Annotated in this window: 16 protein-coding genes; 12 read left to right on the forward strand and 4 right to left on the reverse strand. The window is 37.1% G+C overall.

Annotated elements, in window-relative coordinates; genetic code table 11:
* Positions 1-13: 13 nt before the first annotated feature.
* From H6G57_RS16135 to H6G57_RS29050, 7 genes are all read left to right on the forward strand, one after another.
* Positions 14-499 carry a DUF1822 family protein gene (locus tag H6G57_RS16135; RefSeq protein WP_190520268.1) on the forward strand — a complete coding sequence of 162 codons (486 nt, stop codon included), beginning with the start codon at positions 14-16 and terminating at the stop codon, positions 497-499.
* A gap of 84 nt (positions 500-583) precedes the next feature.
* Positions 584-1,213 carry a tetratricopeptide repeat protein gene (locus tag H6G57_RS16140; protein WP_190520270.1) on the forward strand — a complete coding sequence of 210 codons (630 nt, stop codon included), beginning with the start codon at positions 584-586 and terminating at the stop codon, positions 1,211-1,213.
* Positions 1,214-1,260: 47 nt separating this feature from the next.
* Positions 1,261-2,664, forward strand: coding sequence for a class II fumarate hydratase (gene fumC / locus H6G57_RS16145; RefSeq protein ID WP_190520272.1), 1,404 nt, complete (start codon positions 1,261-1,263; stop codon positions 2,662-2,664).
* Between the two features lie 484 nt (positions 2,665-3,148).
* Entirely contained in the window at positions 3,149-4,798 is a 1,650-nt protein-coding gene (locus H6G57_RS16150; RefSeq protein ID WP_190520274.1) for an AAA-like domain-containing protein, read from the forward strand.
* 8 nt (positions 4,799-4,806) lie between these two features.
* Complete coding sequence (locus H6G57_RS16155) at positions 4,807-8,292, forward strand: AAA-like domain-containing protein (protein WP_190520277.1); 3,486 nt, start codon at positions 4,807-4,809, stop codon at positions 8,290-8,292.
* A 35-nt stretch (positions 8,293-8,327) separates the two neighbouring features.
* The gene (locus H6G57_RS29630) at positions 8,328-9,608 is read left to right on the forward strand and encodes a hypothetical protein (protein ID WP_309235929.1); all 1,281 of its coding nucleotides are present in this window, start codon (positions 8,328-8,330) and stop codon (positions 9,606-9,608) included.
* A gap of 3 nt (positions 9,609-9,611) precedes the next feature.
* On the forward strand, positions 9,612-10,337 hold the full coding sequence (locus tag H6G57_RS29050) for a PP2C family protein-serine/threonine phosphatase (RefSeq protein ID WP_309235930.1): 726 nt from the start codon (positions 9,612-9,614) through the stop codon (positions 10,335-10,337).
* Between the two features lie 6 nt (positions 10,338-10,343).
* Here H6G57_RS29050 and H6G57_RS16165 read toward each other — a convergent pair whose 3' ends face one another.
* Positions 10,344-13,106 (reverse strand): CBS domain-containing protein, encoded by a 2,763-nt coding sequence (locus H6G57_RS16165; protein ID WP_190520279.1) that lies wholly within the window; start codon positions 13,104-13,106, stop codon positions 10,344-10,346.
* A 38-nt stretch (positions 13,107-13,144) separates the two neighbouring features.
* Complete coding sequence (locus tag H6G57_RS16170) at positions 13,145-14,512, reverse strand: 16S rRNA (cytosine(967)-C(5))-methyltransferase (protein ID WP_190520281.1); 1,368 nt, start codon at positions 14,510-14,512, stop codon at positions 13,145-13,147.
* Between the two features lie 90 nt (positions 14,513-14,602).
* Here H6G57_RS16170 and H6G57_RS16175 point away from each other — a divergent pair, with 90 nt between their 5' ends.
* The 4 genes from H6G57_RS16175 (at position 14,603) to H6G57_RS16190 (ending at position 17,661) form a co-directional block, all read left to right on the forward strand.
* Positions 14,603-15,955 (forward strand): adenylate/guanylate cyclase domain-containing protein, encoded by a 1,353-nt coding sequence (locus H6G57_RS16175; protein WP_190520283.1) that lies wholly within the window; start codon positions 14,603-14,605, stop codon positions 15,953-15,955.
* 98 nt (positions 15,956-16,053) lie between these two features.
* Positions 16,054-16,572 carry an ARC6/PARC6 family protein gene (locus H6G57_RS16180; protein WP_190520285.1) on the forward strand — a complete coding sequence of 173 codons (519 nt, stop codon included), beginning with the start codon at positions 16,054-16,056 and terminating at the stop codon, positions 16,570-16,572.
* A 35-nt stretch (positions 16,573-16,607) separates the two neighbouring features.
* Positions 16,608-17,120 (forward strand): DUF29 family protein, encoded by a 513-nt coding sequence (locus H6G57_RS16185; protein WP_190520286.1) that lies wholly within the window; start codon positions 16,608-16,610, stop codon positions 17,118-17,120.
* 25 nt (positions 17,121-17,145) lie between these two features.
* Positions 17,146-17,661 carry a DUF29 family protein gene (locus tag H6G57_RS16190; RefSeq protein ID WP_190520288.1) on the forward strand — a complete coding sequence of 172 codons (516 nt, stop codon included), beginning with the start codon at positions 17,146-17,148 and terminating at the stop codon, positions 17,659-17,661.
* Positions 17,662-17,761: 100 nt separating this feature from the next.
* On the opposite strand, the gene pdhA is transcribed toward H6G57_RS16190, so the two are convergent.
* Positions 17,762-18,793, reverse strand: a complete 1,032-nt coding sequence (gene pdhA / locus H6G57_RS16195) for a pyruvate dehydrogenase (acetyl-transferring) E1 component subunit alpha (RefSeq protein WP_190520290.1) — start codon at positions 18,791-18,793, stop codon at positions 17,762-17,764.
* 359 nt (positions 18,794-19,152) lie between these two features.
* On the opposite strand from pdhA, the gene H6G57_RS16200 reads away from it, so the two are divergent.
* The gene (locus H6G57_RS16200; RefSeq protein WP_190520293.1) at positions 19,153-20,625 is read left to right on the forward strand and encodes an MBOAT family protein; all 1,473 of its coding nucleotides are present in this window, start codon (positions 19,153-19,155) and stop codon (positions 20,623-20,625) included.
* Positions 20,626-20,652: 27 nt separating this feature from the next.
* Here the strand turns inward: H6G57_RS16200 and H6G57_RS16205 are convergent, their stop codons facing one another.
* Positions 20,653-23,370, reverse strand: coding sequence for a glycosyltransferase 61 family protein (locus H6G57_RS16205; RefSeq protein WP_190520295.1), 2,718 nt, complete (start codon positions 23,368-23,370; stop codon positions 20,653-20,655).
* Positions 23,371-23,377 lie beyond the last annotated feature (7 nt).

Below are 23,377 nucleotides of genomic sequence, written 5' to 3' on the forward strand. Positions count from 1 at the left end.
AGAGTTTAAAATCATGGGATATGCCACTGGAGAAGATTCTATTATTCTACCCATTCCCCAAAGAAACCGTCGCCTTGCTCAACGCTTTGCTCAACATCAACCCACCGATGAAAAAGCAGAACAAGTCTTTAACAATACCCTTGCCGTTTTAGTGGTTTATGATTTTTTACAACTGTTAGGAATCGAAACAGATTTACTCAAGAGTGATAGTTGGAATTCCGTTGTGAGATTGGTGGCAAATAGTGCCGATTTATTAATTCCTCATTTAGGAAAATTAGAATGCCGTGCGGTTAAAATGGGATCGCAAACTTGTCCTATTCCCATGGAAGTTGGGTCAGATCGAATTGGTTATGTTATTGTCGAATTAGATGAACAGTTTAAAGCAGGAAAACTCTTAGGATTTATTGAACAAGTTAAGGGTACAGAAATCCCCCTGTCTCAATTACAACCCCTGGATGCTTTACTCGATTTGATTAATTTGAGCCTGAGAAGATTCTAACTTGCTTTGAATTGCAACTTCAATTATAATCAAGCATTAACTCAATCCATTAGGAAACAATTTCTGATTAAAACCGCTCACTCTATGAAAAAAAATCTGTTTCGTGTAAAACTGGTGCAAACGATGATTGTGGGAATTATTCTTTTATTCCCAACCTTTGCCCGATCTCAAAATGAATTACCGACTGCTGATGAGCTTCGAGGTAAACCCAATGAAGCAGAACAACAACGTTTAGATAAAAAGCAAAGCCGACAAGCTGCACTTCGCCAAGGAATTCAACTTTATAAAACTGGAAATTATGCAGCTTCTGAAACTATTTTTCGTCAATTGGTAGAAGCTCAACCTGAAGAAGCCAAATATCATTTTTATTTCGGAAATGCTTTGTTTTATCAACGCAAAATTGAGGAAGCCACTCAAGCTTATCAAGAAGCGATTCGCCTTAATCCTAAATATGCTTTAGCTTATAATGCTTTAGGATTTTTACAAGCAACTCAAGGTCAATGGGATGAAGCGATCGCACAGTATCAAAAAGCCTTAGAAATTAATGCTGACTATGCAGAAGCCTTAAAAAATTTAGGGGAAGCGTTCTGGAAAAAAGGGAACACCGCCGAAGCTCAAAATGCTTGGAATAAAGCCTTAAGTTTATATACACAACAGGGAAATAATAAAGCCGCACAACAAATTCAAGAAGTCTTAAATCGGACGGCTCAATAATTTTTAAATTCAAGAATCAACTAGATTAAAGGGAGAAAAATCTTAACATGACAACCCAGCAACCAACCCGCAAAGAACGCGATAGTATGGGAGAAATTGAAGTAGCGAGCGATCGCTATTGGGGAGCCCAAACCCAACGCTCTATTTATTATTTTAGCATTGGCAATGATTTAATGCCGCAGGAAGTGATTACCGCCTTTGGTATCCTAAAAAAAGCCGCTGCAATTACCAATCAAGAGTTAGGAAAACTCCCCGCAGACAAAGCAAAATTAATGATTCAAGCCGCCGATGAAGTCATTGCGGGTCAACTCAATGATCACTTTCCCTTGCGAGTTTGGATGACCGGAAGTGGAACCCAATCGAATATGAATGTTAATGAAGTCATTGCGAATCGAGCCATTGAAATAGCCGGAGGAATTTTAGGGAGTAAAAATCCAATTCATCCCAATGATCATGTTAATATGTCTCAATCTTCTAACGATACATTTCCCACGGCGATGCACATTGCAGCAGCCATTTCTGTTACACAACGGTTAATTCCCAGCGTCCAAAAAATGCGGGATGAATTACAAAAAAAAGCCGAAGAATTTGCCGATATTGTTAAAATTGGTAGAACCCATTTACAAGATGCAGTTCCCTTAACGTTAGGTCAAGAATTCTCTGGTTATGTGGCGCAATTGGATGGAAATTTAAAGCGGTTGGAGATAATTTTACCGGATTTATATGAATTAGCCATCGGGGGAACAGCCGTTGGAACTGGCTTAAATACGCCTCAAGGATTTGCTGAAAACGTATCAAATCACATTAGTCAATTAACCGGATTACCCTTTATTTCTGCCCCGAATAAATTTGCAGCTATGGCGGCTCATGATGGCTTAGTGATGGCAAGTGGAGCCTTAAAAACCTTAGCGTGTTCTTTAATGAAAATTGCTAATGATATTCGGTTTTTAGGCAGTGGCCCCCGTTGTGGTTTAGGAGAATTAATATTACCTGAAAATGAACCCGGTTCGTCTATTATGCCGGGGAAAGTCAACCCCACCCAATGTGAAGCCATGACCATGGTAGCCGCACAAGTGATTGGCTATGATACCGCGATTAGTGTTGCGGGTTCCCAGGGACATTTTGAGTTAAATGTCTTCAAACCCATGATTATTTTTAATTTCTTGCAATCCGTAGCTATTTTATCAGATAGTTGCCATAATTTTACAGATTTCTTGTTAATGGGATTAGAAGTTAATCGTAAAAAAATTAATAGTTATGTTGAACAATCTTTAATGTTAGTGACGGCTTTGGCTCCTAAAATTGGCTATGATAATGCAGCCCAAGTTGCCCATATTGCTTTAGAAAAAGATCTGACATTAAAAGAAGTTTGTCTGGAATTAGGATATATTTCTAGTGAAGAATTTGATGCCATTGTAGATCCGTATAAAATGGCATATCCTAACCTTTAAAAGAAAGTGAGAGCGAGAGTAGGGATGGGTCGTTAATCAATAATAGCCTTTACCCTATTTCCTTGTATCATCCTGTTAATTTTTTATTTCCGAGAAGATTAGCTTTAATTTATTTAAAGATGAGTCTGTTTTTTTCTATTCACCCCTTTTAAAAAAAGGTATTGAATTTACGAAAATAAGGATCTATAGTGAATGTAGACTATACTAAAATTCACTCGCTAATCACAATCACGTCGCCTAAATCAAACAAAAACCCTGAAAACCTAGGATGTGAGTCGAGTTTTGACACGTTGTCAAGCCCACAGGATAAAAATTTTAACTTTAAGACTTTAACTGACCGTTAGAGTAAACCGATCAACCCAAATGATATTGTTGATCACCTCAGAACAATCTAAACTAGGGGGGAATCAACCTTGAATTTTAAACCCATCTATTTTTCAACTCATTATCAACAAACTTTCTTCATATTAATGATGTATTTATTATGTCTTTAAACCCCACTTTTGTCCCAAAAGACACAATTGAATTTCCTGATCGTCCACTTCCTTTAGATTCTAAATTTTATATTCAACGCCTCCCTTGCGAAAATTTAGGCTATGCTGAAATTCAAAAATCGGGGAGCTTACTCCGACTAAAAGCTCCTAGAAAAATGGGTAAAAGTTCTTTTATTATCAGACTGCTAAACTATGCTGAAAGTTTGGGATATCAGACAGTTTCAATTGATTTTCTCCAAGCGGATAGTGCCATTTTTGAGAATTCCAATAAATTTTTGAAGTGGCTGTGTATTAATATCGCTCGACAATTGAAAATTGAACCTCTATTAAATAATTATTGGGATGATGATATTGGGAGTAAAGTTAGTTCTACAGTTTATTTAGAAAGTCATATTTTCCCCAAACTTAATTCCTCTATCGTTTTAGCTTTTAATGAATTAAATCGGATTTTTGAGTATCAAAATATTAGTCAAGATTTCCTCCCTTTGATTCGATTTTGGTATGAGCAGGGAAGACAAACTCAACTTTGGCAAAAGGTTCACTTTATTTTAGTTCAATCCACAGAAGTTTATGTATCTTTAAATATTCATCAATCTCCCTTTAATATTGGTTTAGCAATTGAATTACCTGTATTTACCCTTGAACAAGTTAAGGACTTAGCACAACGTTATCAACTGAATTTAACGGATAATCATATTAAAAAACTATCCAATTTAGTCGGAGGACATCCCTATTTAGTTCATCTTGCACTTTATCACTTAAGCTATGATCTCATTAACATAGATGACTTATTAAATACCTCTCCAACCTTAACCGGAATTTATCGAGAGCATTTGCAATCTCTCTCGTTGAGCCTTCAACAAAAACCTGAACTTGCTATAGCCATGAAACGAGTAGCAACAGCAACAGAAAGTATTCAAATTGAACCGCTTATTGCCTATCAATTGTATAGTTTGGGTTTAGTCAATTTACAAGGAAATTATTGTCTATGCTCTTGTGAACTTTATCGTCTTTATTTTCAGTGGCAATTGTTGAATAAAAATCAAGAAAATGCGAATAAATTACGAAAGCTCCAACAAGAAAATAAATTTTTAAAAGCTTTAGTTTATGTTGATCCTCTAACAGAAATCGCCAACCGTAGGCAATTTGATCACTGTATAGATATTGAATGGAAACGAATGATGCGGGAAATTGCTCCCTTATCTTTAATTTTATGTGATATTGATTATTTTAAAATTTATAATGATACTTATGGTCATCAAATGGGAGATGAATGTTTAAAAAAAGTAGCTCAGTCCATTCGTAATGTCGTTCAACGTCCGGGGGATTTAGTGGCTCGTTATGGGGGTGAAGAATTTGTGATTATCCTTCCGAGAACAGATGCAACAGGAGCGCTGTATATTGCGGAAGCAGTTCGTGAGAATCTCAAAACTTTAGCACTTCCCTTTGACACAGAACAATTGCCCAATCGTCCTGCACCGATTGTTACAATTAGTATCGGCGTAGCCAGTACCATTCCCGGTGTTGATACCAATGATATTGGCTCGTTATTTTTAGCCGCCGATGAAGCCTTATATGAATCTAAAAGAAACGGTAGAGATCAAGTACAATTGAGTTCATTTTTACAATTTAGATATTAATTAAAAGAATGACAATCTATCGATATCGTGTCGGCGGTAGTCTCAGTAATGATGATTTATTTTATGTGGTTCGCCAAGCGGATACAGAATTATATGAAGCCTTAAAAGCGGGAGAATTTTGTTATGTTCTCAATGCTCGACAAATGGGAAAATCTTCTTTATTAGTCCGAACCTTTTATCGGATGAAACAGGAAGGTTATGTTTGTGCAACCTTGGATATGACCCAAATTGGGAGTGAATCTGTAACGCCACTTCAATGGTATAAAGGAGCAATCACCAGCTTATTATTAGGATTTAATTTATTCAACACATTTAATTTTAAATCCTGGTGGACAACCCAGGAAAACGTTTCATTTTCCCAACGATTTAGCAATTTTTTAGAGCGTTTATTATTTGAATTTTTTCCTCAAAAAAAAATTATTATTTTTATTGATGAAATTGATAGTATTCTGAGTTTACCGTTTTCCGTTGATGATTTTTTTGCTTTGATTCGATTTTGTTATAACAACCGAGCCATTTATTCTGAATATAATCGTCTAACCTTTGCAATTTTTGGAGTCGCCACTCCCCCGGATTTAATTACCGATAAAACTCGGACTCCTTTTAATATTGGTAAATCAATTTTTTTACAAGGTTTTCAATTCCATGAAGCTCAACCTTTAGCCCAGGGATTAACGTCTTATTCTGAACGACCCCAAGCGGTCTTAAGCGAAATTTTAAATTGGACAAATGGACAACCCTTTTTAACTCAAAAATTCTGCCAATTAATCCAAACCATTAATCAAAGTAGTAGCTCTCAAAAAATCATTATTCCCGCCGGACTAGAATCCTTTTGGATTGAGTCTCTAGCCCGAACTAAAATCATTGAAAGTTGGGAATTTCAAGATGAACCAGAACACTTAAGAACCATTCGAGATCGGCTATTTTTTTATCAAAATCGCATCGGAAAATTACTAGGAATGTATCAAAAAATCCTACAAGGAGTTACCATTCCCTGCGATGGAAGTCAAGAACAAATTGAACTACTTTTATCCGGTTTAGTCATTCCTGAAAATGGATTTTTAAAGGTTAAAAATCGCCTTTATAAACATATCTTTAATTTAGAGTGGGTGAATCAACAATTCAGCAGCCTACGCCCCTATTCCCAATCCCTAGAAGCCTGGGTTGCCCAACAAAAACAAGATGATTCTCGTTTGTTACGGGGACAAGCTTTGATTGAGGCTCAAAATTGGGCAAAAGATAAAAGTTTAAGCGATTTAGATTATCAATTTTTAAGCAAAAGTGAAGCTTTAGATCGACAAGAAACCCAACAAGCTTTAGAAGCACAACGGGCAAAAGCTGTGGAAGCTAAAATAGCTGAGGAACGCAAAACTGCTAAACTACAACGGGTTTTACTCAGTGTTGTTAGTTTGGGGTTAATCACCGTTACTCTCTTAGCGGTTGTGGTTTTAATTCAATTTAATAGGGCTAGTAATAACGAAAAAATAGCGAGATTGAATGAAATTAAAGCTTTACTTTCTTCTGCGGAAGGAAAATTTGCTTCCGATCATCAATTAGATGCTTTAATCGATGGAATTAAAGCCAAAAAATATCTCAAAAAAACTCCAAAAGTTGATCCTCTATTTACTGCTAAAGTTGAACAATCTTTGAGACAAGTGGTGTATGGTACGAATGAATTTAACCGTTTAATTGGACATCGCGGCGGGGTATTAACCGTTGATATTAGTTTTGATGGTCAACTGATTGCCACCGGAAGTAACGATAAAACCGTCAAACTGTGGAAACGAGATGGCACTTTACTGAAAACCTTAAAAAATGACGCCACTGTACATCGGGTGGCTTTCAGTCCCGATAGCAATCTAGTGATCGCCGCCACTTTAAACGGCCAGGTGAACCTCTGGCAAGTAGATGGAACCCTCATCAGACAAATTAAAGCCCATTCAGCGCCCGTTTGGGGCATTGCTTTTAGTCGTCAGGGGGATGTGATTGCTTCAGCCAGTGGCGATGGGACGGTTAAATTATGGTCGGTCAATTCCTTCCAACTCCTGCACACCTTCAACACCCAACAGCAAGCCGTTTGGAATGTGGCGTTTAATCAGGATGGTCAAACCCTGGTGAGTACGGGATGGGATGGAACCCTGCAACTGTGGAGTCGAACCGGAAAATTGCTCCATACCTTCACCGGTCATCGAGGAACCGTTTGGGATGTGGCCTTTTGTCCCCAGACTAATCTGTTTGTCTCCGTAAGTTCTGATTACACCGCTAAACTGTGGAATTTTGATGGCACCTTAATTAAAACTCTTGTGGGAAATAATGTCATGCTGGGGGTAGATTGTAGCGAAAACGGTCAATATATTGTTACCAGTGGTAAGGATAATGGGGTTCAACTGTGGAAATCCGACGGGACTTTTATTCGTACCTTGAGAAAACATCAAGCGGTAATTCGAGATGTGGCCCTCAGTGGCGATGGGTTAATGGCCGCTTCTGCCAGTGATGATGGTATCGTCAAACTCTGGCAACGCAATCTTTATTTATTAAAGCCTCTTCATGGACATCAAGATACCGTTTGGGATGTGCAAGCCAGTCCCAATAATCGTTGGCTGCTTTCAACCGCAGATGAGACTCTGCGATTTTGGTATCGGGATGGAACCTTAATTCAGGTTGTGCGTGAAATGATGCGGGGTGCGTCCTTTAGTCCCGATAGTCGCAAGATTGCTGGAGGCGGGACACCAGAGGTTAAGCTGTATGAAATTCAGGACAGTGACCCCCCGACCCTAAAACGATTGAGAACTTTTAAAGGCCATCAAGCCACTGTGATTTCAACGGTGTTTAGTCCCGATGGCAAAAGGGTTGTTTCTGGAGGGGATGATCACACCCTGAAATTTTGGGATTTGCAAGGGAAACTACTGCATAGTGTGGATGCTCATACGGAAAGAATTTGGAAACTGGCCTTTAGTCCCGATGGTCAGATTCTGGCTTCTGCGAGTGAAGATGGAACCGTGAAGTTATGGACACCGGAGGGAAAAGCCGTTACCACCTTAAAAGGACATGAAGGGGCCATTTGGGGGGTAGCGATTAGTCCCCTGGGAAATTTGATCGCATCGGTGAGTCTGGATGATACCCTGCGACTCTGGAAACCCGATGGAACCCCCGTCACTACTATTCCGGGTCAAAGTCGAGGATTAACGCGAGTGGCCTTTAGTGGTGATGGACAATTTCTCGCCACCGGAGGTATTGATAATACGGTTAAGTTATGGAATTTAGCCGGGGAATTAATTATAACTTTACCCGGACATCAAGGGATTGTTGATAGTGTAGATTTTACGGCGGATCAAAATGCCGTGATTTCAGGAGGAGATGATAGCACTGTAATCTTATGGGATTTAAAAAAAATTCGTGGCCTCAACGAATTACAATATGCTTGTAATTGGGTGAAAGACTATCTAAAAACTTCTCCTGAAGTTGAAGCAAGTGATCGAAGCTTATGCGACTAAAAAAAGCTTTATTTTAATAATAATCATTTTTAATTATGAAAATCATTGATTGTTTTAAACCCGCTATTTCTGTGATTAATCAACTTAAATACCCTCAAAAATTTGTCCTGATTAGCTGCATTTTTATCATTCCTTTGAGTTTGATGATGTATCTGTTAATTTCTGAAGTCCAGACTCGGATTGATTTTGCAACTCAGGAACAGTTAGGGACTCTCTATCTCCGTCCTCTACGGCAACTTTATCCTAAAATCTATCAAGCTCAATTATTAATGGCTAACCCGAATTTTAGCCGAGAAGACCAAACTCAATTACAACAACTGAAAAGGGAGATTACAGACCAGATTAAAATTTTAGAAACCCTTGATAGTAAAATTGGCAATCAATTATTAACAACAGATTTATTTAAACAACTCAAAGAAAGTTGGCGCACCTTAGAAGAAAATCAAAAACTGTGGAGTTTACAAACTCAAAAAGTCTATTCTTCTCTGATTTTAGAACAAATCAATCAACTTCGGTTTCAAGTGGGAGATCAATCTAATTTAATTCTTGATCCTGATTTAGATACTTATTATTTAATGGATACTACGCTATTAAAATTACCCGAAATTCATAAAATTTTAGTCGATATTCTCTTGATCAGCCAAGATATTAGTCAACGAAATCAACAGGAGTTAAGTCAAAAAGAATATTGGACAATTACAACTCTTTCAGGATTGTTAAATAATTATAATGAAAAGCTCAAGCGTTCCCTAGAGGTTTCTTTTAATCATAATCCGGCGGGAAATCTGCAACCAAAATTGGGAGACAAATTAAATTTACTCACCGATAATATTCAAACTTTGAATAATGGACTGAGTAATATGATCAGAACCGGAGATACGACTAATATACAACAGTATGCCCAAAATGCTGAATTGAATATAGAAGAAAGTTTGAAATTGTGGGATCTGACCATTGATGAATTAGATTTGTTATTACAGCTTCGGATTCAGGGTTTTATGGATCGACAAATCTTTTTATCGATCTTGGTTTTAATCACCTTATTAATCGTGATTTATTTATTTATTGGATTTTACCAATCCGTGATGCAAACGGTCAATAGTTTGAGTATTGCGTCTCAAAAAATGATTGCGGGGGAAATGAATGAAACTTTACATCTGGATAATCAAGATGAATTAGCAGATGTAGCTCAATCCTTTAATAATCTGGCTGTGGCTTTAGTGAAAGCCAATCAGGAAATTACTTCTCTGAATCAACAGTTAACCTCAGAAAATCTTCGCATGAGTGCTGAATTACAAGTGACTCGTCAACTCTAAAAAATGATTTTACCGAATGAACGAGAACTCTCTGAAATTGTCCATTTAGATATTGCGGGTTATATGGAACCCGCCGACGAAGTGGGGGGAGATTATTATGATGTTTTATATAATAATGGTATGGTTAAAATTGGGATTGGAGATGTTACCGGACATGGGTTAGAATCGGGGGTTTTAATGTTAATGGTACAAACGGCAGTTAGAACTTTAATTGCTAACGATGAAAGTGATCCAATTCAGTTTTTAAATACCTTAAATCGTGTGATTTATGATAATGTTCAACGGATGAAATCGGATAAAAATTTAACCTTTTCTTTAATTGATTATTATAATGGATTCCTCAGCATTTGTGGTCAACATGAGGAAATGATTGTTGTGCGATCGCAACGACAACCGGAGGCTGAATCTCATGCCATTATCGAAAGAATTGATACAATGGATTTAGGATTTCCCATCGGTTTAGAAGCCGATATTACTGATTTTATTGGTTCTATCAATATTAAATTAAATTCAGGGGATGGCGTTGTTTTATATACCGATGGAATTACGGAAGCTGAAAATCATCAAGGGGAATTTTATTCCTTAGAAAAACTGTGTGAAATTGTTAAACAAAATTGGCATTTAACCGCCTCAGAAATTCGCAAAGCGGTGATTAATGACGTGCGATCGCACATTGGCAAACATAAAGTTTATGATGATATTACCTTGGTGGTTTTGAAGCAAAAATAGTAAGAGTTATAACGGATAATTCTGTTGTAAAAAGGCTTCCGCAGACGCGCGATCGCACACTTCCCCATCTAATGTTGCTGTTAATAAATCATCTAACATTTGTTTAAATTGACGGCCTGGTTTATATCCCATTGCTTTTAAATCATTCCCATTTAAAGCAGGTTTAATCTCTCGTAATTGTGTTAAATATTTCCAGATGTGTCGTCTAATTTGTCGCTCTGAATGAATGGCGATTAAAATTAACATCGGTAAACTATAAGGTTTAAATAACCAGAAAAACTGACTATTTTTTTCAGCTTGAGAAAAGGTTTCCAGAATTTGATCTTTAGCAGATTCTAAAGTTTTTAACCGTTCAATACTTTCAATCTGTAATTGAAGAGTTTGAGCTACTTTTTCTCGATATTGGGGAGATAAATAGGCAATTAACACTTCTAAGCGCACTTCCCAATGGCTTAAGGTTCGTTGCGGATCAAACCGTTGTAAACAGCGATCCACAGACCGCACTTGTCGCCATAACGGCGGTGTCAACTCTAACTTAGGATGAATACATCGTAAAGCTTTTAACTCTCCTAAAAGTTGCAAAGATCGCTTCCAATAGGGAGACTGTAAAATATATCTTAACTCACTTTTTAAGCGGGTTTCTAAGGCCGGAACTCGACGATTTTGATCAAAGGATTTATTACTTTCTTCCCGTTGTTTTTCATAAATTCCACTACTAATGGCATAACGAATATATTCTTTGGTTTGAGTTTCAATTTCAAACCCTAAACGCACCGCAAACCGCACCGCACGATAAATTCGAGTCGGATCTTCAATAAAACTATTAGAGTGTAAAACTCTAATTTTTCGTTGTTCTAAATCTAAAACTCCCCCAAAAAAGTCTAATAATTCTCCAACCAGGGGAGGCGTTAACCGCAAAGCTAAGGCGTTAATGGTGAAATCTCGTCGATATAAATCTTGACGAATTGAACTCGCTTCTACCTCTGGATTTGCTGCTGGATAGGGATAAAATTCGGTTCTAGCAGTGGCAATATCAATCCAAAGAGAATCTAAAATCGGATCATTATGCCATAATAAAGCAGCCGTTTGAAATTGTCCATGAACGTCTAATCGCGCCGCAGGATAATGTTTTTGTAAATCCGTTGCTAATTCCCAAGCCGTGGAAACAGAAGATAAAGGATCTCCATCAGCATTCGTATTTCCATAACATCCATCGACCACAATATCAATATCACTTAATATTACTGTTTTTTCTGGTTCTGCTAAGAGTAAATCCCGAACTGCACCCCCAACTAAATAAACTTGCCATCCCCGTTTCTGAGCTAAAAAAGAAAGGCGATTTAATAATGTTAATAGTGGCGTTGCTAATCGTTCTTGTAATAATTCATCTAAGGTGGAACAACTTACCCCCGGAATACACCCTTTTAAGGGGGATTTTTGCGGACGTTGCTGTTGATGGAGTAACCTTAAAACATCAGTTCGGGTGACAATTCCGACTAAATTTCCTTCATCTAAAACAGGCAACCGTCCAATATCATACGTTACCATTAAATATTCGATTTCGGGTAAAGTTGTATCGGGGGTAATGGTTTTTAATTGCGGGGTCATATATCCCTTAACGGGTGCATGACTAAAGCCATGATGTAAGGCAATATCTAAATCTCGACGGGAAATAATTCCAACTAATTGATCTTGTTCATCAACGACTGATAGACCCGAATGACCATAGCGTAATAAAATCCGATGGGTTTCTTCTACAGAAGTGTCAGGACGGATGGTTCTCACCGGAGAAGACATTAATTCTTTTGCCGTTGGCGGGTGAGGAATTTGTGCTTTTAATTGTTCAACTAATTGATTTAAAATTTGGGAAAAATTACCTTCTTTTAAGCTAACTGAAGCCGCACGGGTATGTCCGCCACCGCCATAAGGTTTAAACAGTTCATTGAGATTTGTTTTTTCAATTCGAGACCGTCCAATAATACTGAATCGATCCCCTTCTCCTTTTCCATATTGATGTCCTAAGAGTAAGGCATCGCTTTCCGTTAAATCGATTAATTCAGAGGCAACACTGGATAAACCGGGCACATATTCATCGGTTTTTAATAATACCCAAGCAACGGTATATCCTCGAATGGTTGATTTTTTTAGCTGGTCTAATGCCAAGGTTAATAAATCTTGTAATTTAGGCGGTAAACCCGGTTCTACATACTCTGAAATCACGGGTAAACTAGCGCCTTGCTGCATTAACCACGCTAACGCCATGGCATCTCTCGCAGTGGAATGGGGGAAGGTTAAAGACCCTGTATCTAAATGAATTCCTAACGCCATTACCGTTGCTTCTGCTGTGTTTAAAACCAACGGTTGGGCAGAATTTTGAGCGAAGATTTGTAATTGTTCAACAATTAAAGTCGTGGTGGCACCCACAGCTTCAATATAGGTTTCTGTAGCGGGAATATCGGATTTAGTATCGGGATGATGATCATAAATTCTAATGGTTGATAAATTGGCTAATTTAAACCATTCTGCACTTTTTCCCAAGCGATCGCAACTTTGGGTATCAACCACAGTAATTGAATGAATTTTATTGGGATTAACAGACCGACGTTCAATTAATGGAAATTCATCTCGATAAAACGCTAAAAAATCTCTGACCGCCGGATGACTTCCCCCCGACAATACTATTCGACTTCCGGGGTAAATTCGAGTCAGTCCCACCGCCGCACCCAAGGCATCAAAATCAACAGTTGTATGGCATAAAATTAAGTGCATAAAATTAAAAAATGTGGAACAGGCATCTTGCCTGTCAATCAAGTTAAATCTTTCATTAATTTTACCATAAAAAATCCATCCATATTCTGTCTGTGGGGCCAGATTTTAATCCAGCCTTCCGGTTCAGGAGAAAGGATAAAATTCCCAGGAGGCGGTAGAATTTTCCAGTTAGAATGTTGACTTAAAAAGGCTTGAATTAAGGTTTCATTTTCTTGGGGATGAAGAGTACAAGTAGAATAAACTAAACAGCCTCCCGGTTTAACCCAGGTTTGGGTAATTTCTAATAGTTCGGCTTGCAGTTGAGACAACTCTTGAATATTTTTAGGATCATGTCGCCAGCGTCCATCAGCCCGCCGATGTAACGTTCCTAAACCAGAACAAGGTGCATCTAATAATAGCCGATCTGCAACCTCAAAATAACCTTTTAATTCCCGAATATCTCCCTGTTGAGGATGGATAGAATTCAGTTGTAATCGCGTTAAATTTTGCTGAACTTTCTTTAATCGAGATTTAATCGAATCAAAGGCTAAAATTTTACCTTGATCTTGCATTAACTCAGCAATATGGGTGGTTTTTCCACCCGGTGCAGCACAAGCATCAATAATCACTTCTCCAGGTTGCGGATCTAATAAATAACTCACCCATTGAGCACTACTATCTTGAATTGACCACCACCCTTGATCATAACCCGGTAAATTTTGAATTGAGCCTATACTTCCCGTTAATCTTAATCCTAGAGGAAGTCCAGAAATTCGATGCACTGAAATTCCCCTTTGTTGAAATTCAGATTCTACTGTTTCTAAGGTTGTTTTTAACACATTAATTCTTAAATCCAGGGGAGGAGATTGATTAAACCAACTGCAAAGTTGTTCGGTTTCTTCTAATCCCAAAGTATCTAACCAAAATTGAATCAGCCAGTCAGGAAAACTATAGAGAATTCCTAATTTTTCGATGGGATTTTGGGGTAACTCAAAACAGGTAAAAATAGAATCAGGTGTTTCTAAAGGACAATTTCCCTGCTCTCGAATATAATGTCTTAATATCCCATTCACAAAACCGCTAAAGTGCGTTAAGCCATTTTGTTTAACTAATTCCACACTGGTATCTACCGCAGCCGAATTGGGAATCTGATTGAGATAGCAAATTTGATAAAAACCAAGATGTAGTATAGTACGAATATCCGGGTGCTGTTGATGGGATTTTTTAGAAGCTAAGTAATCGATTAAGGTATCGAGCGATCGCCTTCTACGAACACAGCCATAGACTAATTCGGTGGTTAAGCGTCGGTTAATATCCGATAAATCAGATTGACGAAGCCATTGATCTAAAACCACATCAGCCAGCCCACCCCGTCGGTTAATGTCTCGGAGAGCTAAAAATGCAACTTGGCGCGGATTATTATTCACAGTTATTTTAACACTCAATTCAACTTAATTGGACAATAATTTATCCCAGATAGATTGTATTGAACTCATAGCTGAAACCCCAAATAAACCATGACTACAACTGACTCAAGACTATCAGAAATTGGTGCATTTATTCAAACCAACCTCAAGAAATTTTCTTCAAATTTAGCTCCAACTAAAGCTCAAACTTATGACGATTGGCGAAAGCATTTTATTTACCAACGTTTAAGTTTAGGTTTTACTTTAGCTCTGATTTCCTATTTTACCTTTACTCTTTCACAAATTAACAATTTTTTCTTTCATCCCGACCATTTTCAGCCGTCCTGGTTAGCCACACAAGTCGTCGCTGAGTTAGGTTTAATTATTGGTTTAGTTCTGCTGCGAACCCCCTTGGGGATGAAATATCCGGGGTTAATGTTTCTTCTATTTTCTTGGGTCGTCACAATTACCCCGCAAATTCGAGGAAACCTAAACGGAATTGCTAGTGCTTCCATTATTGAATGGCCGTTAATGTTTTTTTCCCAAGCCACATTAATTCCGGTTTATTGGCCTTTACATTTTATTTCTCAATTAGGGGTTTTGATCTATTATCACGGAAGCCAAATTTTATTTAATTTAAAACTGGTGCTTCCAGCCCATTGGATGACAGCAGAGTTCTTATCTCTGTATTTGTTTTGGATTTGTTTAATTTGCAATCTTTCAGTGTATTTATATGATCGGTTAGCTCGTTCGGAATTTAAGTCTCGTCAAGCCTTAGAAAAAGCTTATGATCAAGTTAAAGAAGAACAGGAACGCTCCGAAAGTTTACTCTTAAATATTTTACCCCATTCCATTGCCCAACGGCTAAAACTACAACCCAGTACCATTGCGGATAGTTTTACCGATGCAGGGGTTTTATTTGGCGATATTGTGGGTTTTACGGAACTTTCAGGACAGTTTAATCCGGCTGAATTAGTTAATTTACTCAATCAAATCTTTTCGGAATTTGATCATTTAGCTGAATTACATGGGTTAGAAAAAATTAAAACTATCGGGGATTCTTATATGGTAGTTTCCGGTTTACCCATTCCCCATGATGATTATGCAGAAGCGATCGCAGATATGGCTTTAGATATGCAACGAACCCTGAAAGAATTTAATGTCAAAACTCAACAAAATTTTCATATTAGAATTGGAATTGCAACTGGGCCAGTAGTGGCGGGAGTGATTGGAATTAAGAAATTTATTTATGATTTATGGGGAGATACGGTTAATCTAGCAAGTCGGATGGAATCTCATGGACTTACCGATGAAATTCAAGTCACAGAAACGACTTATTTAGCCTTGAAAGAACAATACCAATTTGAAAAACGAGGGACAATTTTAGTTAAAGGGAAAGGAGAAATGACCACTTATTTATTAAAAGGGAAAAAAACTCTAGCGGTTTCCACCAACATTCCTTAATCAGAAAAACTCTCGGTCAGGGTTAGAGTTTCCGAAAATAGGGTCTTGACAGTTGTTGTTATGATTAGAGAAAATTAAATTCTATTTTACGAACAACAATGAAAGCTACCTTATTCACCGTAACTCTAATTCTGTCCTTGACTATCACTGAAACTGTTCAAGCCAAAACGTTAATAGAAAATCATTCATTCGGTTTACAACAGTCTTCCAGTCAGACTCAAATTGCTCAAAGTACAAATCCAATCAGTTTGGGACAAGCCGCAGATTTAATCACACAATGGTTAACTGCAAAATCGAGGATTTTTGCTCCTCCCTTTGACCTTCAGCTTGTTAGCCAATTAACCACAGGGACGTTATATAACGATACCTTAAAAGCGATTGATTTTTTAAGGAATAACGATGCTTTCTATCAATATGGAGTCCAGAAAGTTGAATCCGTTGAACGGTTTGCAGCATCAGGAAATAAAGCGACCATAGAAGTTAAAGTAACTGAGGATACAACCTTATACAAAAGGGGTCAAATTCTTGAAAGTAGCTTTAATACGAAATTAGTGCGTTATAATTTAGAAAATTGGGATGGAATTTGGAAAATAGCGAACTCTCAAGTTTTGAATTAAACAGTAATTAAAATAGCGATCGCTATTCATGAATTATGGTACAAGAACTGATTAATTTAAGAACCTGCATTGAAGAACAACGCTATGATGAAGCGTTAATGATTGTTGATGAACTTGAGGGAATGAGCCGCAAATCCATTTTAAGAACAATTAAATCCTTTTTAATTCGGTTGATGATTCATTTAATTAAAAACCAAATTGAACAACGGTTAACAAATTCTTGGATTGCCTCTATTTCTGATTCTATTATCCAAATTCAAGATCTGAATCTACAAGACAATAAAAAATCCCACTATTTAAAAATAGAAGAATGGGATAATTTATTAGAGGAAGCCTTTGCTGCATCCCTTCGTCCTGCGAGTGTTGAAGTCTTAAATGGAACCCTCAAACCTCATCAATTAATCCAACAAATTGACAAAACTCAAATTCTGGAAATTTCAAAACAGTTAATTCTGTTAACTTACAACTCTTCTTCGCGGGATTTACCGGATATTATTGATAATAATTTAGCTCAATTACCCGGAGCAGAAAATTGGTTTTCCGATTAATTATTAAAATCAAGGAATAATTGATATGGTACAAGAACTGATTGATTTAAGAACTTGCATCGAAGAACAACGCTATGATGAAGCGTTAATCATTATTGATGAATTGGAAGGAATGGGAAAACAAGCTATTTTACGCAATATTCAATCCTATTTACTCAGATTATTGATTCATTTAATTAAAAATCAAATTGAACAACGATTAACCAATTCTTGGGCTGCTTCTATCCGAGGTTCTATTCGGGAAATCCAAAAACTTAATATTAAAGACAATAAAAAATCCTATTATATTCAACAAGGTGAATGGCAAAACTGGTTAGAAGAGAGTTTAGAAGATGCCATTCGAGATGCCAGTGTAGAAGTTATGAATGGAACTTATAGCCCGTTTAAATTATCAGAAATGGTAGAACGAGATTCAATTGTAAACACGGCTCAAATTTTACTCGATTTAACCTATTGTTATTCTGCTAAAGAATTAGCTGTCCAAGTTGATCAAAGCTTAATCGACTTACCCGGAGGAATGGCTTGGAAAGAAGGACATTAAATCTCTCGTGAAAAAACCGGGTTTCTCATTGTTATTTCGGTAAAAACAACAAAATTCTTGTTAAGAAACCCGGTTTCTGTTTTCGGTGATTTACAGTTTATTAATCATCGGCATAAATATAACGGCACAGATCTTGGGGATCAGGTTCAGGGCTACTTTGGGCAAATTCAACCGCATCATCAATCGTGGCTTGAACTTGTTGATCAATTGCTTTTAATTCCTCCTGGGTTGCTAAATTGTATTCCGTTAAATGAGCCGCAAATTTTTTAATCGGATCACGAGCAAACCAAAATTCTTTCTCATCTTTATCCCTTAATTCATCAGGATCAGCCAAAGAATGTCCTCGAAAACGATAGGTTAACGCTTCCACTAAGGTTGGGCCTTCCCCAGCGCGAGCACGAGCAACGGCCTTTTTAGCCACTTCTCGAACCGCCAAAACATCCATCCCATCAACTTCATAACCCGGCATTCCAAACGCAGGGCCTTTTTTGTAGATTTCGGGGTCAGAAGTTGCCCGTTCATGGGCCATCCCGATCGCCCATTTATTATTTTCGACCACATAAATAATTGGCAATTTCCATAATGTTGCCATGTTCAAACATTCAAAAAATTGACCGTTATTACAAGCGCCATCGCCAAAGAAACACATGGTTACTTGATCCGCATTGGGATCATTCATGGCTTCCCGACGGTATTTACTTTGAAAAGCCGCCCCCATAGCCACCGGAATTCCTTCAGCGACAAAGGCAAACCCCCCTAATAAATTATGTTCAGAGGAGAATAAGTGCATCGAGCCACCCCGACCCTTAGAACAGCCTGTAGCCTTGCCAAATAATTCCGCCATGACTTGACGAGGGGGAACCCCAGCACTCAACGCATGAACGTGATCCCGATAGGTACTACAAACATAATCTTCATTTCGGCGACCGGCGCGGATCATCCCCGTCGCAACGGCTTCTTGACCGTTGTACAGGTGGACAAAACCGAACATTTTGCCCCGATAATACATCTCAGCGCATTTATCTTCAAATAACCGCCCCAAAACCATATCCTCATACAGCATTAACCCTTCATCACGGGTTACAGCCGTTGCATCCGCCTTAAACGTCGGTAACGTGCGTTCCTGTACCATTGTTTCCAATCACCTTGACCAATTTGAATTTATATTTTACCAGGGCTGTTTCATCTTCAAGTTAAAAAGGCTAAAAAAAGAGGGCTGGGACTAGCCATGCTTGCTGGCGCATCGCTATTTAATAAAATCAAAAGCGAGGGCGATATCACTACCTATCAGGATAGCAATTTTTAATAAAACAAAACCTATAAAAAAGTGTTTTTTATAAAAATCAATAATTTCCAAAATAGCTTTCGGGCTTTCTAATTAATCGTCCCCTTTTCTGCTATACTTTTAAAACATGAAACCCCTCTGGGGGAAGGCGTGGTGGTACGCTTTCTCTTGCTCACCCACAGTCAATCGCTAACAGCCAACCATTCATGACATTTATCTCTGTTCTCTACGCCCTATTTTTATTAATTCTATTAATATTTTATTGGATTTTTCCTTGGAAGTTTTGGCGACTTTTTATCCTATTAATAGCGAGTCTAATTTTTTACAGTACATTACAAATTCAATATATTCCTTTACTGTTGCTATGGACAGTATTTAACTTTGGTTTAGCCTTAACCATTGTAGAACCCCAAGAATGGGAAATTCCTCACATTTCTTGGAATCGTCGTCGCTCTTTTTTATTAACCCTAGGTATTATCATTAATGTTTTAATTTTAGTCGGGTTTAAATATTTACCTTTTATTTTCAATATTGTAGGAACCGCGTGGAATATTCCTGTGATTATTAATACCGGGAATTGGATTGATCAATATGTCATGGCTCCTTTAGGGTTAAGTTTTTTCTGCTTTGAACTCATCGCTTATTTAGTTGATGTTTATCGAGGTGCACCCGCCGCTACTTCTCTCCTGGAATTTGCCGCTTATAAACTATTTTTTGCTAAATTAATTTCAGGGCCAATCACTCGTTATCATCATCTCAATACTCAATTTAGAACCCTAAAATTTCCGGTTCCTGAACAAATTGCTGATGGGTTATGGTTACTCGCTAGAGGTGCCATGAAGAAAGGGTTGTTAGCTGATAATTTAGGGATTTTAGTAGATCTTAGTTTTAGTAATTTACAACGAGCCGGAAGTGGAGATTTGTGGTTAGCCACCTTTGCTTATGGATTACAATTATATCTTGATTTTAGCGGTTATGTTGATTTAGCCAGAGGTACAGCATTACTCTTAGGATTGAGTTTACCTATTAACTTTGATGCCCCTTATTTTACTACCAGTATTGCTGATTTTTGGCGACGTTGGCATATAACATTAGGAGATTGGTTACGGAATTATTTATATTTTCCTTTAGGCGGTTCTAGGGTCGGATTATTTCGCACTTGTCTGAATTTAATCATCGTCATGTTAATCGCTGGAATTTGGCATGGTGCGGCTTGGGGATTTGTTGTTTGGGGAGGATTACATGGTTTAGCGTTAGTAATTCATCGCCTCACAGATGCAATATTTACGAAATTATCAATCACCTGGATTTGGAAGAGTTTACCCGGTGTTTTCATCGCTTGGTTAATCACTCAATTAATGGTATTTACCGCTTGGATTTTCTTTAGAATTCCCAATTTACAAGATTCTGGATGGGTCATTCATCATTTATGGGGTCATACGGCTGATGTACAGTTTGCTCATAAAGTTTATGTTGAAGCTTTAGGTTTAGAACGACACAATCTTGTCATTGTATTAGCCGCTATTTTTGGATTAATGGCTTTCACAACGTTCTTAAACCGAGGGTTAAAATTAGAGTTAAATTGGACAGTTAAATTAGCCTTAGTTCCCCTTAGCTTTTTCGCAGTTTGGCTATTAGCACCCGAAGGCGGTTTACCTTACATTTATTTTGATTTTTAATAGTTATAAAAAGCAATAGGAAAGATTTTAACTGATTTCTACTGTTTTAAGTAAAGTCAAAAATGGCTGAATATCAATCCAAATATCTTCAGAAAAATTTCGAGGATAGGTGAAACGATGCAGATAGTATCCCGGTAAGGTTTCGCCAATATAATAATAGTAATCTAATTCTACTAAATTACTAATCCACCAATAGCAATGATAAACATAATTCGGCGAAAATAATTCAATCACTTTCGTTCCCGGTTGACAAAATACTAAATTCGTTAAACCACTCCCATGAGGTGCAATAATCAGTTCAGCTTGAGAAAATAAAGCAGCTTGTTCAACAACGGACATTGATTCTAATTGAACAGATTCAACTCCGAAGGGTTTTAAAATAGTTAATAACTCATCCTCATTCAAAACTCGACGGCTTTTAGCCGAATTCCGACTAATATAAATTCGCTTAAAATTAGGTGAATTTGAAATCAAATCTGGAATCAAAAATTGTTGTTTTAAGAAATCGCACGTCCATTTTGGCATCCAAGCGACACAACCGGGAAAAGAAGGGACAATTAACTCTGTGGCTTGAACATGATGAAGGTTATGAATATTGATTTGTTGATTTTCAGGAATTCCTAATAACTCTAAAGTTTCCTGCTGAAAATGACAGCGATTATCTACAATAAAATAATCAATATTATCCCAATTAATATTACTTTTTATTAATAATTCAATTCGCGGTAACACATCTAACATCCAGTGAAAATAAACAGAATTTGAAAGTCCTGCTAGAACAGCGACAGTTCCTTGAATCTGATGAATAGGAGGTAATTTTTGAACCGATAAAATGGAGTGATATCTAGGATGTTTTTCAGGATGACCTGGACTTAATAAAGGAAATTCAGGGGAAAGATCGCCTAAAAAATGCTGTTCACTGGTCAAAATGGCGGATTGAGTTTGATCAGAACTTAACCAAAACCTTCCTTGTGATAATTGAACCACAAAAGCAGAAGGAAGTTGAATCTTTTGACCAAATCTAAAACTAAAATGAATCGAATGATCAAGAGATTTTGGCGGTTTTAAAGCAACAACCGTTTCAGAATAAATTTGTTGATAATTAAGTTGATTTAAAGAATTAAGCTTGAGCCAATCTTTGGTTAATTCATCAAACTGAGTGGGTGGGTTAACAGCTTGAACTTCGGAAAGATTCAGATTAGGGTTCAGTTTTCCAGTCTGAAATAAATGGTTCAGTAAACTATCAACTAAAACTGCCATTGAGGATTCTTTTTCTAAAGCTTTTTTGAAATACAATAACCCTTGTTCTGTTTGATGATTATAAACCAATAAAAACCCTAAATATCCTAAATACAAAGCAGATTCTGAATTTTCTTTTAAACTCTGTTTTAAATAGTAAATTGCTTCTTGAATTTCTCCGGTATTAAAAAAAGCTTGAGCTAAACCATAATAACCCTCAGCTAGATTAGGATGATAATGAATGGCTTTTTTAAAATGGATTATGGCTTTTGAAAAGTGTTCTAATTTTAACCAACATTGTCCGACTTTTAAGTGATACCTGGCTTTTCTATCCTCCAAAGAAAGTCTACTCCCCAGTTTTCCAATTGTATTGATACCGGATAGAGAACCTGACAAATTGGCAGCTAAATAACACTGAAGAGCTTCTAAATAATCCTGTTTATGCTCATAAAATATATCTCCAAAGCTTAAATAAATTTCAAAATTATGAGGATCAATTTCTTGTGCTTTTCGCAGTACCATCAAGGCTGAATTTTGGTCAAAATTTGATAAAATTTGTCCTAAATAAATATATAAATCTATCGGTATTTTTAACGGAAAAGATAATAACTTTAAAAATTGAATCGCCCGTGAATTAATATTAGGAGTGAATAGAGTTTGATTGTGAATCTTTTGAATTAAAGCTTGATAAAATTGAGGCTGTTTTTGTATCCCTTGGTTGAGGGCATAAATTCCTGATTCTAATAATCCTTTGATAATTAAATTAATTCCTAAATCACTATAAGCAGGTGCATAATTGGGTTGAAGTTGAATTGAATTTTGAAACGCATCAATAGCCGATTCCCAGTGTTTCATTTGAGTCAAACACAGTCCTAATTGATAATAACTTAAATAATCTGGGGAACGCTGAATCACTTCTTGATAACATTGAATCGCCTGCTCAAATTGTTCTAATTTTTGATAAAGAATGGCTTGATTAAGATAAGCAGAACAGTGATTCGGTTGCAGTTCAATTCCTTTTTGCCAAACCTCAATTGCTGTTTCTAAATCGCCTTGAAGTGCAAGGGCTTGACCTAAATTATCATAAATTTCAATATCTGTCTCACACCAGTCTAAAATAGCTTCATAAATCTGTTGTGCAAATTGAGGATATTGAGAGGATAAATAATTTTCTGCGTGACCTTTTAAAAAATTAACAAATTCAGTAATTTCAGGGGCTTCTAAATCTAAATTAAATTGAGTAAAAGCCGAAAACCCAATTGTTTGAGCTTGAAACGAATCTCCGTGTAATAACCAAGATAACCCTAAATACCAATAGTTAGAAATAACATCAGGAAACTCTAAAATACACTGTTCATAAATTGAGATGGCTTCTAAAAACTGTTGTTTTTCCAAAGAACGATTTCCTTGTGCTTGGAGGGAAGTTATAGAACGTAATAACTCCTCTTCCCCTCCCACAATTTGGGAAGGGACAAAGCTTTCCGTTGAGTCTGGATTTTCTGACATTGATTAA

The organism is Planktothrix sp. FACHB-1365, assembly GCF_014697575.1.
Classification (GTDB): Bacteria; Cyanobacteriota; Cyanobacteriia; order Cyanobacteriales; family Microcoleaceae; genus Planktothrix.